The sequence below is a fragment of the Heliomicrobium undosum genome, assembly GCF_009877425.1.
Taxonomy (GTDB): Bacteria; Bacillota; Desulfitobacteriia; order Heliobacteriales; family Heliobacteriaceae; genus Heliomicrobium; species Heliomicrobium undosum.
In genome coordinates, this window is sequence record NZ_WXEY01000019.1 from 34,002 (window position 1) to 50,898 (window position 16,897).

Below are 16,897 nucleotides of genomic sequence, written 5' to 3' on the forward strand. Positions count from 1 at the left end.
AAAAAAACCGTAAACGCCGAAAGGCCGGCCCCGTAAAAATAATCGGGCGCCGGCCTTTTTATATCGGTGTTTCTTTTATTCCAAGATGAGTTCTCTCAGCGGACGCTTCGGCACATGGTGGGTGCCGTCCTCATCACGCCAGTATTTCACATCGCCGTCCGCCCCGATCTGCTCGATGACCACCGTCTCCTTCGGCTTGCCGAGGGCGATGACGAGAAGGATCTCGTAACGTTCGGGAATCTGCAAGGCCTCTGCAAGTTCCTGGCGCTTGATAGAGGCGATGATGCATCCGCCCAGGCCTTTTTCCACAGCGCCGAGCAGGATGCTCTGGCTGGCGATGCCGTGATCTACAAAGTAGTTTTGGCTGATCTCCCGATCGCCAAGGATGATGATATAGGCGGAGGGTCTTTCGCCGGCGATAGGTCCCGGCCACTCCTTCAGGTAGCCTGCCCAAGCCAGGGTCGGAAAGATCCGTTCGTTCTTCTCCCGGTCACAGGAGAGGATGTACTTGAGCGGTTGCCGGTTTGCCCCGGAAGCGGATAAACGGGCCAATTCGATCAGTTCCGTCAGCGTATCCCGGCTGACGGCATGGCTCTCATGAAAGCGTCGGAAGCTGCGGTTGCGTGCGACGAGTCCGTAGAGCATGGAACAACCCCCTTGTTGCTGTCATCACAATAAAGCATACCATGAAGCGGACGATTGCGCATGCCCTTTTTTCACGCCAACAAAGGGGCGTTGTTCGAGAAAAGGCTTTCCTCCCATGTGTCGAAAAGGATAGAATAGTAGCGTCGCCGCCGCTGCGGCGGGATTGGAGGAAATGCACATTGTCCGGCCTTTTTTTCGGTGAAGTGAAAACAGCCGCCTTTCTCCGCCGGCCCAACCGTTTTATCGTAGAATGCAATCTGGATGGAGAAACCGTCCGGGCCTACCTGCCCAACCCGGGGCGACTCTGGGAATTGTTTTTTCCCGGTGTGAACCTCTACCTGTCCGCCGCCGCCGAAGGCCGGCGAACCGCCTATACCGTCGTCGCTGTCGAGCGCGATGGACTGCCGGTGATGCTACACACCCACAAGACGAACGAGGTGATTCACCAGCTGCTTACCGAAGGGCGCATACCGGGCCTGGAGGATGCCGCTGTCATCCGGCCGGAGGTGAAGGTCGGCCGTCACCGCTTCGATTTTCTCCTGGAACGCCAGGGCAAGCCCTTCTATCTGGAGGTGAAATCGTGCACCCTCTTTGAGGGCGCCATGGCCATGTTCCCGGACGCCGTCACCGACCGGGGGCGGCGGCACCTGGAAGAACTGGCCGCCCTCTCGCGCCAGGAGGGCGTGGCCTGCGGCGTGCTTATCGCCGTGCAATGGCCCCGGGCGCGCTGGTTTCTGCCCGATTATCACACCGACTATGCCTTCGCCCAAACCTTCCTGGCAGTCCGAAATGCTTTGTGGCTCCAGGCCCTTTCCCTGTCCTGGCGCGATGACCTGAGCCTGGGCCATGCCGTCGCCCCGGTGGCCATCCCCTGGGGTTTTCTCGAAAAAGAACTCCAGGACGGGGGCTGTTACCTCCTCGTCCTGGCAGTGACCGCAGAGACGCGGCTGACCGTAGGCAGCCTGGGAGAGCGGTTGTTCCGTCCCGGCTATTATGTATATACGGGCAGCGCCCGGAAAAACCTGACCCAGCGCATCGATCGCCACTGCCGCAAGCGCAAGAACTTCCACTGGCACATCGACTACCTGCGCCATGCGGCGGCAAGTTGCACCGCCCTGGCCGTGCGGACGACGGAAGACCTGGAACATGAACTGGCCCAGGCGCTCCATCCCATCGCCCAGGGGGAGACGCCCCATTTCGGCTGCTCTGATTGCGCCTGTTCCAGCCACCTGTTTTATTTTGCTGAAAACCCGCTGCGTCACCGGCCCTTCATCGACATGCTGCAGCGTTTCCGGATGGGACGCGTCGAAGAGCGGCTGCTCTCCCCCGCCGAGGCGTGATCGAGGGCAGCCACCCGCAGAAGGCCGATGCCGATGGCGGCTTGTAGACACACCGAGGGAAGCCTTCCGGGGCGCTCCTACATGTCTTTCGCGAGACCCTGGATTTTTTCCGCCGTCAGGGCCAATTGTTCCATCGCTTCGGAGATCTGGTGGGTGGCCTGGGCCTGGACAGAACTGAGTTCGTCCGACCGGGAGATTTTCTGGCCCATCTTCTGGATCTCTTCAGCGATGTTGGTGAGAATGTTTTTGATCTCCTTCACCGATTGTTCGCTGTCCATGGACATCTTGCGGATCTCTCCGGCTACGACGGAAAAGCCGCGGCCATGTTCCCCCGCCCGGGCCGACTCGATGGAGGCGTTTAACCCGAGCAGGTTTGTCTTGTTGGCGATGCCGGTAATGAACTTGAGGATATCGTCCGTCTTTTTCAGGCGTTGCAGAACCGCTTCGCTGGAGGTTTTCAATTCAGAAAGGTGCGAAGCCAAGTTGCCGGCGGTGGCGGCCACCTCCTGACTGGTGGCCGTCATCTCTTCCGAGGATGCGGCCAAAGACTGGGCGATGTCCTGGAGTTCCATTTGAGCCGACATATTCAGCCCCAGCCCCAGCGCCCCGATGATTTGCCCCTGTTCGTTCCGGATGGGGGCTGTCACTGCTTTAAAGGGCGTGCCAAAGGCTTCCTTAGGGATGAGCGTCGTTTGAGGCGTCCCTGAGCGCAACACCTCGTACATGCCGTCTCCCGGTTTTACGGCCTCGCCGGCGCGGATCCGGATATCGATGCTCTTGCCAGGCGAGTAATAGATAAACTGCTCTGTGTCTGCTATCCCCATCATGCAGTCAAAGGGAATGATTGTTTTAAAGAAGGGGGCGCTGTGAATCAATTGATTGAGGATCGCGGCGCCGGTCGTTTCCCGGTAATCCATGGTTCGACGCTCCTTTCCACTGTTCAACACGATTCTTTCCACAATACAGGCAACTGGTATAACGAATTTTCTTGTTATTTGTTCGACGGAAAAAATCGTTCTCCTGTTCTTTCCATGGAGAAAACCAATTTATTCAAAATAGGTTTTTTGCTTTCTACAAAGCGGTAATGGAAAACCCATCCAATACGTAGAAATAGTAAGTCTAATATTATTTCCATGACAGGAAACATAGGGGTGATGCCTGTGGTCGCTTCAGAAAAACGAGCCCACCCTCGGGTAGACGTGAATTGGAAAGGAGAACTGTTTGAACCCGATGGCTCCAGTTTCCTCGCTCCAGTGGAGATTCACAACATCAGCAAAGGGGGGATCCTCCTCCTCTGCGACCTTGAGTTATCTGTCCACGGCCGCTACATGGTTCAACTCCCCGTCGCCAAGGCCACGATTGAGATCGCCTGGAAGCACAAGAACCGCTACGGCGCCATGTTTGTCGAACTGACGCCGGAAACCGAAGAGGCGATTCTGACCAAGGTCAATGAACTCCTCGTCGAGTCGGCCCTATCGGGCTCCTTCGATTTCCCCAGCGGTGGTTTTTTCTAAGGTGAAGAAAAAGAGGCTGCGCCACCGTTCATCGGTGCGTGCAGCCTCTTTCTTTATGAATGGATTGATCGACATGAATGGATTGATCGACACCGTTCAGCCGCTTTGTCCGATAAGCTTAGCGTATACCTCGCCGTGGGCCGGCGTCGGAACGCCAAGTCTCGCGCCTGTCCGGACGATATACCCCGAAAAGGACTCCAGTTCCGTTCGGTTTCCGTTCTCAAAATCCCGTTGCATCGACGTGGTGCTGTCAGGGCCAAAGGAAAAGACCGACTTCATGGTCTCCTCGACGATTGCTTCCGGCAACGGAACGCCTTGGGCGCGCGCCACGGCCTCGACCTCTTCCATCATGGCGCGCAACTGGGCCAGTCGCTGGGGGTCGCCGGTGATGGCGCCGACAGGTGCCTGGTAGTAGGATGTGATGCCGCCGAGGGAACAGATGAGCAGATACTTGCTCCAAACGGCCACGTCGGCATTGCCGGCATGCTTGGCCGCAATGCCGGACCGGCGGAACATGCCCGCGATCGCTTCGAGTTCCTCAGGAAGGATTTCCGGTAAGCCCGGCTGGCCGTCGACGCCGTAGACAATGCGTCCGGCGCCACCGGAGATGACGCCAGGCGATTCGATCATCGAGAAGATGTAGCAACACCCGTTGAGCACCCGGCCGCGGGGCAGGGCGGCCCGCAAACGCTCAGCATGGTCGACGCCGTTTAACAGGGGCAGGATGATCGTCTGATCCCCGATGAGTGGTGTCATTTTGGCCGCTGCCGATTCGAGATCGTAGGTCTTCACACAGAAGAGCACAAAATCGACTGGGCCGATCTCAGCGGCGTCCTCTGTCGCTAGAGCCGGTCTGGCCGTAACCTCGCCCTCCCGGCTTTTGACGGTCAATCCGCGCGCTGCGATGGCTTCCCGATGCCGGCCGCGAACCATGAAAAACACTTCATCTTCCGGTGACGCTGCAGCGGTAGCGGCGATTTTTCCGCCAAAGTACCCGCCGACACCGCCCAACCCGACGATTGCAATGCGCATGTCTCTTCGCCTTCCTTGTTCATTGTAATAGAGGTGTTTGTTCGTGCGCGGAAGCGGTGCTTCCGTATATCGAAGCGGAAATGTTACTTCCCCGCGACCGCTTTGAAGCTCGCCATCGCATGGGCGAAGGCCGCCGGCTCTTCCAGATGGGCCAGATGACCGCTTTGTTCAAAAAGGACCAACCGGGAACCATGGATGCGGCTCGCCATCTCTTCGGCGTACTGGACGGGACAGACGAAGTCTTTCCGTCCTGCTAAAATCAGTACAGGCGCTTGAATCTCCCTAAGGCGCTCCCGTGTGTCGAACAGGGGCATCTGCCGGTAGAAACCCTGGTTTGGGGCGAGAGAACAGAGGATCCCTTCAGCGAACCGGTCGATTTCTTCTCTATGGGCGTCATAGTCGGCGAAGTAGAGTCCCACGTAGCGCCGAAAGTTCCGCGTCGCCTCCTCGTCGGTGCGTACGGAAGCGGCGTCGCGCAACCCGGCCAAGGCCTCCCAATACCAGGGGCGATCGAAAAACCAGAGGGTGTTGAGGGTGACCGCTTTCCGAAAGGCATCGTCAGTGACAGGGGTGGTTCCATAAAGAATCAGCCCTTGCAGCCGATCGCCGTGGCGAAGGGCGTATCGCTGGGCCACCATGCCGCCGTGGGAATGGCCCAACAGGAACATCTTTTCCAGGCCGAGATGACGCCGCAACCCTTCCAGGTCTTCCACATAGCGCTCAAAGGTGTAGTCTTCCGGTTTCTCCAGCCGGCCTGAAGCGCCTGTGCCGACCGGTTCCAGATAGACCAGGCGGTAGTGCTTTTCTACTTCCGGCATTTTGGCGTAGGTCCAGTCAAAGCCCGGCCCACCGGGATGAACGATGCAGAGGGGACCGTCGCCGGACACATGGTAGCGCAGTTCCACCCCATTGATCACTGCCGTATGCTCTCCAAGCGCCAGCCGGCTGGTGGTCACGCTTTCCGCTGTCTCATGAGAGGCAAACCCGGTTCCGGCCAGCAGCAGAAGGATGATAAAAGCCCATCCGACCGTTCTGAGAATCCTGTGTTGATATGATCGGCCGTTCGCCTGAAGCAACCTGTTTCCCTCCATCCGATATTCCAATGGAAAACAGATTCTGCTTCAATCCCATTTTTTCCTCTTCCTCGACAAACAACGAGCTATCCGCCGGCTTCGAGGTATTGCAAGATGGCGTGGCGCAGCGCATCGAGCCGAAAGGGTTTGCTGAGGTAATCGTCCATCCCCGCTTGGATGCACACCTCCCGGTCACCAAGCATGGCGTTGGCCGTCACGGCGATAATGGGGGTATGGCGCCCCTTCATCCGTTCACGCTGGCGGATCCGCCGGGTCGCTTCCAGTCCATCCATGCCAGGCATCTGGCAGTCCATGAGAATGAGCGCATATTCCCGTTTTCTCGTTTGGTCGACGGCCTCATACCCTGAAATAGCCAGATCCACATTGGTATAACCAAGGGACTTCAACTGCAGAGAGATCAACTTTTGGTTGACAGGGTTGTCTTCGACGAGCAGGATGGGCGCGCACCGCAGGTTGGCTTTCGGTCGCTCCGTTCGCGCCACCTGCTTTTCCAGCGCCGAAGGCCCTGTCGCCAGGAGATTTGACGCCGCCGGCGGCTTCGATGCGCACGACTGCAACGTTGCCTCGTTTGTTCGGGATGGGAGGACCGATGTTGTCGGCAGCGACAAAGATGTTGGCTGCGTTGACGGCGCTGTAGGCGATGATGCTGTGGGCGATGGCGCTGTAAGCGTTGGCTGACGCTCATGGGCAAAGGGCGCCGTTTGAAAGACCGGCAAGGGGATGGTGAACCAGAAGGTAGAGCCTTTTCCCCGCTCGCTTTCCATAGACAGCCTGCCCCCCATCATGGTGACAAGCCGGTCGGCGATAGCGAGTCCCAGACCGGTTCCTTCGAGACGGCGCGTCAGATGGTTTTCGATACGGACGAAGGGTTGGAACAGCTTTTTTTGTTCTTCCGGTTCGATGCCATAGCCGGTATCGCGCACCTCGAAGCGGAGGTGGACAAAGTCAGTCGACTCCATCTCTCCAGTGACACGGAGGTCGATCGATCCGGCTTCGGTAAACTTGATGGCATTCCCAAGCAGGTTGAACAGCACCTGGCGCAGGCGGACAGCATCACCTAAAAGATACTGGGGTAAGGCTGGATCGACGAAACAGTGGAGCAGCAGTCCCTTCTTTCTCGCCCTGATCTCCAACAGTTCCGTCGTCGACGAGATAACGGAAGAAAGGTTGAAGATCTCCGATTCGAGGGTTAGCCTGTCCGCTTCGATCCGTGAGAAATCGAGGATGTCGTTGATGATGGCCAGCAGCAGGTTCGCTGATTCCCGGATCGTCTCGGCAAGCTTCTTTTGTTCCCCCGTCAGTTCCGTGTCGAGCAACAATTCCGTCATCCCGATGACGCCGCTCATGGGCGTCCGGATCTCGTGGCTCATGATCGCCAAAAAGGCGCTTTTGGCCTGGTTGGCCGCTTCCGCAACCTCTTTGGCCTGCTGCAGTTCCGCTTCCACTTGTTTGCGCTCGGTGATGTCCGTATAGGAACCGGCAACACGAACCGGCTTGCCTGATTCGTCCCAGTTCGCCTGTCCGCGCGCCAGGATCCATTTGTAATCACCATTTTTCGCCTTCACCCTGTACTCCAACTGGTAGTGAGGCGTCCGGCCGCTCAGGTGAGCATCGATGGCCTGCTGCATCAACGGCAGGTCGTCGGGATGGATCAGGGCTTTCCGTTTTTCCCGGTCTGTAGGGATGCTCAATTGTTCGTAACCGAGGATTTCATAGATCCGGGGTGAGTAAAAAATTTGCCTGTTGACGAGGTCGTGGTCCCATATCGCGTCGTTGGATCCTTTCACCGCCAGGGCATAGCGCTCCTCGCTCAGCCGCAGGTTTTCCTCAGCCTGCCATTTTTCCGTCGTGTCGTCGGCAGAACAGACAACATATACCACATTGCCTTTTTCGTCCAACCGCGGGCGCTTGTTAACGGCGAGCAGGCGCTTGCGCCCCTGACCGTCTGTGACCCATTCCAGGGTGCGGATAGGGACTTTTTCTGTAAAGGCCTTCCGGTTGCCGGCGATGCAGTTGGCCGCTTCGGCGCGGTTCCCGCACATCTCATAGACCTTTCGGCCATCCATATCGGCGGGGTTCATGCCGTAAAACTCAGCGTGGGCGCGATTGACGGCGCCGAAGGTCTCTGGATCCTTCAGATACCAGATATGGGTGTCGATATCGTTGAGCAGCATCGTCTGCTCTTCCGTCTTGCGCTGCAGCGCCATACGCGCCTGCCGAAGTTGTCCTTCCGTTTCCTTCAGTTCAGTGATGTCGACGCCGGCAGCGATCACGTACTGGACGTGACCCGTATCACCGAGCAGCACATTGTTCCACCAGGCGATCAGCCGCCGCTCCCCTTTTCGGGTCAGCCAGTAGTTCTCATGGCGCTTCGGGATCCCCCGGCGGACGACTTCCTGGACGGTCATGCGGACCTGCCGGCGTTCCTCGGGCAACAAAAAAAGCTGCCAGCAGAGTTTCCCCTTCACCTCATCAAACCGGTAGCCCGTCGTATCCTCACAGGCCCGATTGAAACGGATGATACGGCCCCGCCGGTCTAAAACGACGATCAGCGTACCAGCCATGTGCAACACATCGTCGATCCAGGCTTCCCTGCGCCGGATCGACTCTTCGGCCAGTCTCCGTTCAGTGATCGTTTCATGGGCAATGATATAGAGGCCCCTTTCCGCCCCCGGAAGGGCCTGAAGGGGCGTGACTTTTCCGATAAACCAGCGCTGTTCCTGCGGGGAATGGCAGGGGTACTCTAAAGCAAACATATCCCGTTCACCGGCGATGACAGCGCGAATGCCGCCGGCGAACCGGGCGGCCAGGTCGGCGTCATCACCATGAGCCGTGTCACAGGCAGTCAGGTAATTGGCGCCCACGCCGGTTTGCGCCTCGTCGGCGCCGTTGGCGTGAGCGAATTCGCTCCAGGCCCGGTTAACAGCGATGATTGTTCCCTTGTTATCGATAACAGCGATATGAGCCGTAAGCGCATCCAGTACGGCCGATGCGATGTTCTCCTGTTGCCACATGATGCGAACGCCTCTTTCTTCCGGGGACAGAATTGTGATTGTTCGCGCATATTCATTTATATTATACAATGACCGTAAGACGTTTACGAAGAAAAAAATAACGACCGGACGCGCCGGCCGCTTCTTATGCAGCTACTGTATTGGAACATAATCACCCTACGACAATCAGCGATTTATCGGGATCAGGAACGCATCGGAAAGAAGAATCTCTCATCGGAGAAAACAGAATTCGTTCATTAGTACCGGTACCCGGACAGGGTTTCCCGCAACCCGTCGGCTGTAGAAGCCAGCACCACCGCCGATGCGGCAATCTCCTCCATCGAAGCGGCCTGTTCCTCGACAGTAGCGGCGATGGTCTGTGTGTTTCCCGCCATCCGCTGCGAACTCTCCTGCACCTGCTGCAGTCCCCCCAGGATGGATTGCCACTCCTTGGCGAGCGTCTCGATCTGGCCGGAGACCATTTCCGTACGCTCCACAACCTGCCGGCTGGCATCCGCGATATCCCGGAAGGTCTTGTCGACTTCGCCGAAGGACTCAATTCCGGCGGCCAGCCCTTGGTTTTGCTTTTCCCGGTTCACAATGATGTTCTCGATCTCATCACGGATATCGCCGACGATGGCGGCGATTTGCCCAGCTGCCCGTTGCGATTCCTCGGCCAATTTCCGGACCTCGCCGGCCACAACGGAAAACCCCCGTCCGGCCTCGCCGGCGCGGGCCGCTTCGATGGCCGCGTTGAGCGCCAACAGGTTCGTCTGGTTGGCGATCTGGTCGATGATCTCCAGGATTTGCGCGATCTGTCCCGATTTTAAGGACAACTGATCGATGACCCGGTTCGTGTCGTCCGTCGAAAGACGGATGAGGCGCATCTTTTCTCGGGCTGCTGCGACGACCTCCTGTCCCCGGTCGACGCTCCGCCCCGCCTGTTCTGTGGCCAGGAATGTCTCTTCTGTGGCCGCCGTCATGCGATCCACCGTTTCGGCCATCTCCTCCATGCGAGCGCCCATTCCGGATAGTTTTTCGTCAGCATCGTAGGCCTCCTGGGACACCTTCTGCGTCTCTTCGGCCGCCTGGTGGTTGATAAGACGGATCTGGCCTGTCGTCGTTTTCAGGTTATCCGAGGCTTCCCGGAACTTTTCCACCGATCCACTGACATGGCTGATCGTCCGCTGCAGTGTCTCCATCATCCCGTTAGCCGCCTTTGCCAGCACCCCGATCTCATCTTCCGACGTGACAGGGAGTCGCTGGGTCAGATCGCCTTCGCCGCGGCTGATGCCCTCCAAGGCGCCCGCCAGTTCATCGAGACGCCGCATCTGGCGACTGACCACGATCGGCAGCACGAAGGCGATGATCACAAGTCCCGCCATCGCTGAGACGATAGTAACATTGCGAATAAAGGAGAGGAGGCGATTGGAATGAGCCAGCACCAGTCCCTGACCGTTCGAGAGCGGCGCAACGTAATAACCTACGCGATTCGTCTGGTAATCGCCTACCAGATAAGCCGTCTTTCCAGTGAGCAACGCCTCGTCAAGACGGGCGCGCATCTCGGGGGTGATCTCTTTGATCGTGTCATCAGTGCCCAGGAGCACCTTGCCTTCCGCCGATACAATGGCCGCAAAGAGCACCTCTCCGCCTACTTCGCCGCTTAAATGTTCGATGTATGCCCGGGCGCCGATCTGTCTTTCCTGATCGGTCAGCATCTTTCCGTTCCGCCCTATCTGGACGATGCGGTCCTCCGCCCACCCGGTTACACCTGCGTATTTAAAAACCTGTGCGTCTAGGGAGCGCGGTTGCGCTGGTTGGACGACGATCTGTCGTTTGCCGGAGATCAAATCCATAAACTCGTAGGCCTGGCCCTTCGGATCTTTGCTGAAGTTGAAGTCTGCTTTTGGAGCGGTATTGGTCATTTGCACCTGGCCTGTGCCATCGGTCACCCAAAATTCATCCAGGTCGCCCCTACGGGCCAACTCGGCCAATTCTTCATATGTTGCGCCTTTTTTAACAACCAGGGACAGCATGGTGGCCTGCGCGAGCATCTCCCTCTCGAGCACCTTTTCCACCCGTTTGCGGGCCGCAAGGGCGTTTTCCGTTCCCATGCGAATCGTCTCTGTGAGCACCATCCCCTGAGTTTTCAATGTTTCTGCTGTATAGTTGTAGATGAAGGCGGCCATCGCCAGGATGACGAAACCGAATACGACCAGGATGGGCCAGACGATCTTATGTCTTACGGAATGGATGCGAATACGGATACCCCCCATCACCTTGGATTCTTGATTTGTCCCGTCCCTATCGAGCGTCTGCATTGAACGGATGATGCTCTGCTTCGATCAAACGCTATGCGACGCTAAGATGAAAAATACAAAGATGGGCTCCCTTTCCTGGAAATTATATGATATCCACTTCCAGATGACAATAGTGAAAAACAATTCTTTTGCGAGAATAATAAAAAATTAAAAAAACCTCCGGCGGGACGCTCTGTCGTCTCACCGGAGGTTTTTTTCGCTTGATCGGCTCTCTCGGGTTCGTTACATCTTCGCCAGTTCTTCTTTCAGGAGCTTGTTCACCAGGCCAGGATTCGCCTTGCCTTTCGTCGCCTTCATGGCTTGGCCGACGAGGAAGCCCATGGCCTTCTCCTTGCCGGCCTTATAGTCGGCGACGACAGAAGGGTTGGCGGCGAGGATCTCACGGATGACTGCCGCGATGGCGCCCTCGTCAGAGATCTGGACAAGTCCCTTTTCCTCGACGACCGTCTTGGCCGCCTTGCCGGTGGCGAACATCTCCTCGAAGACGGTCTTGGCGATCTTCGTCGAGATGGTGCCCTCTTCCAGCAGGCGCAGGAGACCGACCAGGTTGTCGAGGCTGATCGGGCTGTCCTGGAAGCCTTTTTCCGTGGCGTTCAAGAAACGCGTCAATTCGCCCATCATGTAGTTGGAGATTTGCTTCGCCCGTTCCTTGCCTTTGCTGTCGGCTTCGGTCCCGGCGGCAACGGCGATGCCATAGGCGCTGCAAGCGGCGTCGAAGTAGTCGGCCATGGCCTTCGATCCGACGATGATGTCAGCGTCATACTGGGGCAGGCCGTAAGACTGGACGAGGCGCAGGCGGCGCGCCTGGGGAAGCTCGGGCAGGGTCTGGCGGACCTTGTCCACCCACTCGCGGGAGATGACGATGGGAACCAGGTCGGGATCGGGGAAATAACGGTAGTCATGGGCCTCTTCCTTGCTGCGCAGGGAGATGGTCATGCCCTTTGCCTCATCCCACATGCGCGTCTCCTGGACGATCTTGCCGCCTTCGCGCAGGATCTCGGCCTGGCGCTCGATCTCGTATTCGAGGGCGCGCTGGAGGGCCTTGAAGGAGTTCATGTTTTTCAGTTCGGCCTTGGTGCCAAATTCCTTTTGCCCCCAGGGGCGCAAGGACACGTTGGCGTCACAGCGCAGGCTGCCCTGCTCCATCTTGCAATCGGAGACCTCCGTGTACTCGAGGATCGCCTTCATTTGCTCCAGGTAGGCGATGGCCTCCTCGATGGAGCGGATGTCCGGCTCGGAGACGATCTCGATCAGGGGCACGCCGGTGCGGTTGTAATCGGCGAGGGAGTAGTCAGCGCCGGCCAGGTTGGCCGCGCCGGCGTGAACGAGCTTGCCGGCGTCCTCTTCCATGTGGACGCGGGTGATGCCGATGCGCTTTTTCTTGCCGCCCGCTTCGATCTCGATATAACCGTCCTTGGCGATGGGCAGGTCGTACTGGGAGATCTGGTACGCCTTCGGCAGGTCGGGGTAGAAGTAGTTTTTACGGTCGAACTTGGAGAACTCGGCGATCTCGCAGTTGAGGGCGAGGCCGGCCTTCATGGCGTAGTCGACCACCTGGCGGTTGAGGACCGGCAACACGCCGGGCAGTCCGAGGCAGACGGGACAGACGTGGGTGTTCTGTTCGCCGCCGAACTCGGTCGTGCAACCGCAGAAGATTTTGCTCTTCGTGTGCAGTTCGGCATGGACCTCGAGGCCCATGACGATTTCAAAATCAAAATCTCTTTCCATCGTTTCGTTCATTTCATTCGCTTCATTCATGACGTTCGTAGATTGGCTCATCGGTCACACCCCCAAATCCGGCATCTTGCTGTGGCAACCGGTCGCCTCTTCATAGGCGTGGGCGATCTGAAGCAGGCGCGCCTCATCAAAGGGTTTGCCGATGATCTGGAGGCCCACCGGCATGCCCTGGGCAAAGCCGGCGTTGATCGAGAGGCCGGGGATGCCCGCCAGGTTGACCGACAGGGTGAAGACGTCGGAGAGGTACATCTGGAGGGGGTTGTCGGTGCGGTCACCGAACTTGAAGGCCACGGAAGGCGTCGTCGGCGACAGGATGCAGTCGAACTTCTCAAAAGCCTGGTCAAAGTCGTTCTTGATCAGGGTGCGCACCTTGAGCGCCTTCAGGTAGTAGGCGTCATAGTAGCCGGAACTGAGGGCGTAGGTGCCCAGCATGATCCGCCGCTTCACCTCGTCGCCGAAGCCTTCGGCGCGGGTCTTTTTGAACATGGTGATCAGGTCGTCGGCTGACTCGGAACGGTAGCCGTAACGGACGCCGTCATAGCGGGCCAGGTTGGAAGACGCCTCGGCCGGGGCGATCAGGTAGTAGACAGGCAGGGCGTACTCCGTATGGGGAAGCGAGCATTCGGCTACTTCGGCGCCGAGGCTCTCGATGGTCTTAACGGCCTTTTCGATGACCTCTTTCACCTCGGGGTCCATGCCGTCGCCGAAGTACTCCTTCGGCAGACCGACGCGCCAGCCCTTGATCGACTTGCCGAGCAGCGACGTGTAGTCGGGGTAATCGACAGGGGCCGAGGTGGAATCCTTGGCGTCATGCCCGGCGATGGCGTTCATGACGTGGGCGCAGTCGCGCACATCGCGGGTGAAGGGGCCGATCTGATCGAGGGAAGAAGCGAAGGCGATGAGGCCGAAGCGGGACACGGCGCCATAGGTGGGCTTCAAACCGACGACGCCGCAGAAGGCGGCCGGCTGGCGGATGGAACCGCCCGTGTCGGAGCCGAGAGAAAAGACGGCTTGTCCGGCGGCAACGGAAGCGGCGGAACCGCCCGAGGAACCGCCCGGCACCCGCTCGGTGTCCCAGGGGTTGCGGGTGGCGAAAAAGCCTGAGTTCTCCGTCGAAGAACCCATGGCGAACTCGTCGAGGTTGGTCTTACCCATCATGACGGCGCCGGCTTCCTTCAGTTTGGTGACGACAGTGGCGTCATAGGGCGGCACAAATTTGTTAAGGATTTTCGAGGAGCAGGTGGTGCGCACGCCGTCGGTGCACATGTTGTCCTTGATGGCCATGGGGATGCCTTCGAGGGGGCCGATGGCTTCACCGGCGGCGATCTTGGCGTCGACGCGGGCGGCTTGTTCGAGGGCCTTGTCCACCGTCGGGGTGACGAAAGCCCGGATCTTCGATTCCAGCGCCTGCATCCGTTCGGCCTGGGTCTTGACCAGTTCGATGGCGCTGACTTCCTTGCGGACGAGCAGGTCGTGAAGTTCATGGGCCGTCTTTGTATACAGCTTCACGGGGATCCTCCATTCGTCGGTTCCGGCGACCGGTTGGTTTCTTAGAAATGATACCACGTCATGATGCGTCAGGATGGATCGGGACAGGGCAGGCGATTGTCTTACACGATCCGGGGAACGCGGAAAAAGCCATCTTCCTCTTCAGGGGCGTTGGCGACGATCTTCTCCCGGTCCATGGAGGGGTCGATGCGGTCGTCGCGCATGACGTTGTGCAGCGGGAAGACATGGGCCGTCGGTGGGACGTCTTTGGTGTCCAGCGCTTGCAGGCGCTGGGCGTAATCGAGGATGGCGTTGAGTTGGGTCGTGTATCGTTCCACGTCCGCCTCGGACAGTTCCAGGCGGGCCAGCATGGCTACGTGTTCCACTTCCGCTTTGGTTAGGGCCATCGATTTCACCTTCCTTATCCAAAAATCACTTCATCTTATTCTTGACGAGGTTCGAGCCCAGGGTCTCGGGCTCCTCGAAGACATCTTCCTCATGGGTGAGGTAAAATCCACAGAACTTGATCAGCACCCGCTTCAGGATATCGAGCCGTTCCTTTGAAATGGTATCGATGACGGCATACTGCCGGTACAAGGTGAGATTCCCTACCTGCCGCACCATTTCCCCGCCTGGGTTCAGGCAGTGGATATCGGTCAAGGGGATGCCGTCGACAGTCTGCTCAACATCAACGGCGCGCAGGGCGTTCATCAATTGGGCCGTCAACCCCGCTTCCAACCACTTGTAGCGGAAGATGTCGCCCTGTCCCTTTTGCCAGTCCCGTTCGGGCGGCGACAGATCAGGCAACTTCTCGATGGCTTCCTGCATGGCGGCCTGGTCGGTGATCCGGTAGATGGACCGGCAGGAACTGGCGCGGTGTCCCTCGGCGGTGATTAACTTCGGTTGGATCTGCTTGCGTCGCAGTTCCATGACGAAGTAGAGGATCTGCCTCGATTTTCGCCGCCACAGGCTGAGCCAGTCAAAGGGCATCTCGCCGCCGGTGTTCAGGTTCAGTTCGCGGATGTAGCTGACGACAGGCGAGCGGTACCAGGGGGGAAAGAAAAAGGCGATGCCTCCGTAGCGGAAATCCTCTTCCCAGGGCATGAGCCGGCAGAAGAGCAGGAAGCCCGCTTCATAGGGCGGCTTCTTCGGGTTGTACTCGGGATCGCGGATAAAGAATTTTTCCTCGCCGAAGACGTCGCGGACCCAGTAGCCCTTCTCTTCGAGGGAGAGGATCACATAAAAGCCCGGCCGGTTCTGCATCCAGTTTTTCAAGGCATCCCGCAGGGCCGGCGGCAGGTGGCTGGCCACCTCCTGTTCAAAGGCGTCCAAGGTCGTGCTGCCGCCGCGGAGGCGGCGATCAAAGACGAACCATTCCCAAAAGAGGGCGCCGAGCGGGTGGTCGGCAAAGGATGTCTCCGGTTCGTCCGTATGGCGGGCAAACTGGCTCCACTCCCGCTTCCACTGTTCGGCGAAGCGCCAGTGGACGAACTGTGTCAACAGGGAGCCGATCTGCGCCGTTTCGGCGACGGCCCGGGCTACAGGGTCATTATCGGTGTCCCGCCCCCAGCCTTCCGGGCCGATCAGCGGGTCGTCAAGTTTTACTTCCCAGGCGTCGAGCAGTTCCTCGAAGTTGGTGTAACTGCCTTCCCGGAAGGCGTAGTTGGCGATCTCCGGCAGCCGGTAAGGTCCCCACCCAGGGTTATGGCCGATGAGACGGCTGCGGCGCAGGTCGCGGATCAGCGTGTTGAGCCGCTCCTCAGAGACGGTGCCGACGGCGATCTCGCGGCGGCCGACCCAGACCTGGCCGCGGGCGTCACGGGCCACATCGACGCCCATCTCAATGGAGTCGTTCATGTGGCTCATGTAGACGACAGCCGTCCCCCGCTCGCCGTCTTCCACATGGCAACCGTCTTCACTGCGGAGGTTATCCAGGATCAGGTCGGTGTTGCGCGTCGGGAAGACGCGCCAGTACCAGAACCCCTGAAAAAAGGGATCCTGGCCAAAGGGCACCTTCAGGGAAGGCTCGCGGCGGATGCTTGAGATGACCCAGCGGCCTTCCTCCTGGATGAGGTAAAAGTGGGCGCGGAAGGTGAGAAGAAACTGGTCCCGGCCGATGAGCGACTCGGCGATCAGATGAACCCCCTTGACGCTGGGCGATTCCTCGACGACAACGCCGCGGAGGACGCTCTCCCCCTCATGTTTTTTCAGCATGCGCTGGGAAAATTCCTCCCAGTTCGCGTCCCGCTGCCGGACCCGGCCAGGCAGAAGAAAGTAGACGAGGCCCCAGTCATCGACGGCCCTGGCCTGGAAATAGGCATGCACCACTTCCCGCGGTTTGAGGGGACGGTCGAAGAGCCGCGTCATCAAGGCGTGCCATTGGTCGGATGTCAGGGGATCCTGGGTTTGCAAGGTTTTGCGCAGCGCCGTGATCTCTGTGGGGATCTCCACGTCAGCCTGGTCGAGATCACGCAGGATCTGATCAAAGAGGTTCAAGGCTTCTTCAATGGTGAGATCGACCGTGAGGTCGGGCAAACCGGTAAAAAGGCTGTCCCCTTGGCCAAAGGGCACTTGGTCAAACCAGTCGATCTGGGATTCGACGGGATTGGCCACTACAAAATGGACATAGATCCCCTGCGCGCCGATCCGCCGGGTCTCCCAGACCATCATCATGGAGATGACGCCCTGGAGCCGGAATGGCGCCGCTTTGGCTGTAAATCGGAACATTGGAAC

Annotated in this window: 12 protein-coding genes; 2 read left to right on the plus strand and 10 right to left on the minus strand. The window is 58.6% G+C overall.

Features of this window, described 5'->3' with window-relative positions:
* Positions 1 to 75: 75 nt before the first annotated feature.
* On the minus strand, positions 76 to 645 hold the full coding sequence (locus tag GTO91_RS13870) for a nitroreductase family protein (RefSeq protein ID WP_161259329.1): 570 nt from the start codon (positions 643 to 645) through the stop codon (positions 76 to 78).
* A gap of 179 nt (positions 646 to 824) precedes the next feature.
* Between GTO91_RS13870 and sfsA the strand changes: the two genes are divergently transcribed.
* Positions 825 to 1,985 (plus strand): DNA/RNA nuclease SfsA, encoded by a 1,161-nt coding sequence (gene sfsA / locus GTO91_RS13875; protein ID WP_161259330.1) that lies wholly within the window; start codon positions 825 to 827, stop codon positions 1,983 to 1,985.
* Between the two features lie 77 nt (positions 1,986 to 2,062).
* Here sfsA and GTO91_RS18705 read toward each other — a convergent pair whose 3' ends face one another.
* Positions 2,063 to 2,902, minus strand: coding sequence for a methyl-accepting chemotaxis protein (locus GTO91_RS18705; protein ID WP_161259331.1), 840 nt, complete (start codon positions 2,900 to 2,902; stop codon positions 2,063 to 2,065).
* 237 nt (positions 2,903 to 3,139) lie between these two features.
* Between GTO91_RS18705 and GTO91_RS13885 the strand changes: the two genes are divergently transcribed.
* Positions 3,140 to 3,499 carry a PilZ domain-containing protein gene (locus GTO91_RS13885; RefSeq protein WP_235919607.1) on the plus strand — a complete coding sequence of 120 codons (360 nt, stop codon included), beginning with the start codon at positions 3,140 to 3,142 and terminating at the stop codon, positions 3,497 to 3,499.
* 96 nt (positions 3,500 to 3,595) lie between these two features.
* On the opposite strand, the gene GTO91_RS13890 is transcribed toward GTO91_RS13885, so the two are convergent.
* The 8 genes from GTO91_RS13890 to GTO91_RS13925 all read right to left on the minus strand — a co-directional run bounded on the left by GTO91_RS13890 (position 3,596) and on the right by GTO91_RS13925 (position 16,891).
* A complete protein-coding gene (locus GTO91_RS13890; protein ID WP_161259333.1) occupies positions 3,596 to 4,531 on the minus strand; it encodes a ketopantoate reductase family protein in 936 nt (311 codons plus the stop codon).
* A gap of 83 nt (positions 4,532 to 4,614) precedes the next feature.
* Positions 4,615 to 5,607 carry an alpha/beta fold hydrolase gene (locus GTO91_RS13895; RefSeq protein WP_161259334.1) on the minus strand — a complete coding sequence of 331 codons (993 nt, stop codon included), beginning with the start codon at positions 5,605 to 5,607 and terminating at the stop codon, positions 4,615 to 4,617.
* 83 nt (positions 5,608 to 5,690) lie between these two features.
* Positions 5,691 to 8,639, minus strand: coding sequence for a PAS domain S-box protein (locus tag GTO91_RS13900; RefSeq protein WP_161259335.1), 2,949 nt, complete (start codon positions 8,637 to 8,639; stop codon positions 5,691 to 5,693).
* A 236-nt stretch (positions 8,640 to 8,875) separates the two neighbouring features.
* Complete coding sequence (locus GTO91_RS13905) at positions 8,876 to 10,894, minus strand: methyl-accepting chemotaxis protein (RefSeq protein WP_161259336.1); 2,019 nt, start codon at positions 10,892 to 10,894, stop codon at positions 8,876 to 8,878.
* Between the two features lie 267 nt (positions 10,895 to 11,161).
* Positions 11,162 to 12,667: an Asp-tRNA(Asn)/Glu-tRNA(Gln) amidotransferase subunit GatB gene (gene gatB, locus GTO91_RS13910; RefSeq protein WP_161259356.1), complete on the minus strand. Its 1,506-nt coding sequence runs from the start codon at positions 12,665 to 12,667 to the stop codon at positions 11,162 to 11,164.
* A gap of 54 nt (positions 12,668 to 12,721) precedes the next feature.
* Positions 12,722 to 14,185: an Asp-tRNA(Asn)/Glu-tRNA(Gln) amidotransferase subunit GatA gene (gene gatA, locus GTO91_RS13915; RefSeq protein WP_161259337.1), complete on the minus strand. Its 1,464-nt coding sequence runs from the start codon at positions 14,183 to 14,185 to the stop codon at positions 12,722 to 12,724.
* 101 nt (positions 14,186 to 14,286) lie between these two features.
* On the minus strand, positions 14,287 to 14,571 hold the full coding sequence (gatC, locus tag GTO91_RS13920; protein ID WP_161259338.1) for an Asp-tRNA(Asn)/Glu-tRNA(Gln) amidotransferase subunit GatC: 285 nt from the start codon (positions 14,569 to 14,571) through the stop codon (positions 14,287 to 14,289).
* A gap of 25 nt (positions 14,572 to 14,596) precedes the next feature.
* The gene (locus GTO91_RS13925; RefSeq protein ID WP_161259339.1) at positions 14,597 to 16,891 is read right to left on the minus strand and encodes a hypothetical protein; all 2,295 of its coding nucleotides are present in this window, start codon (positions 16,889 to 16,891) and stop codon (positions 14,597 to 14,599) included.
* Between the last annotated feature and the right edge of the window lie 6 nt (positions 16,892 to 16,897).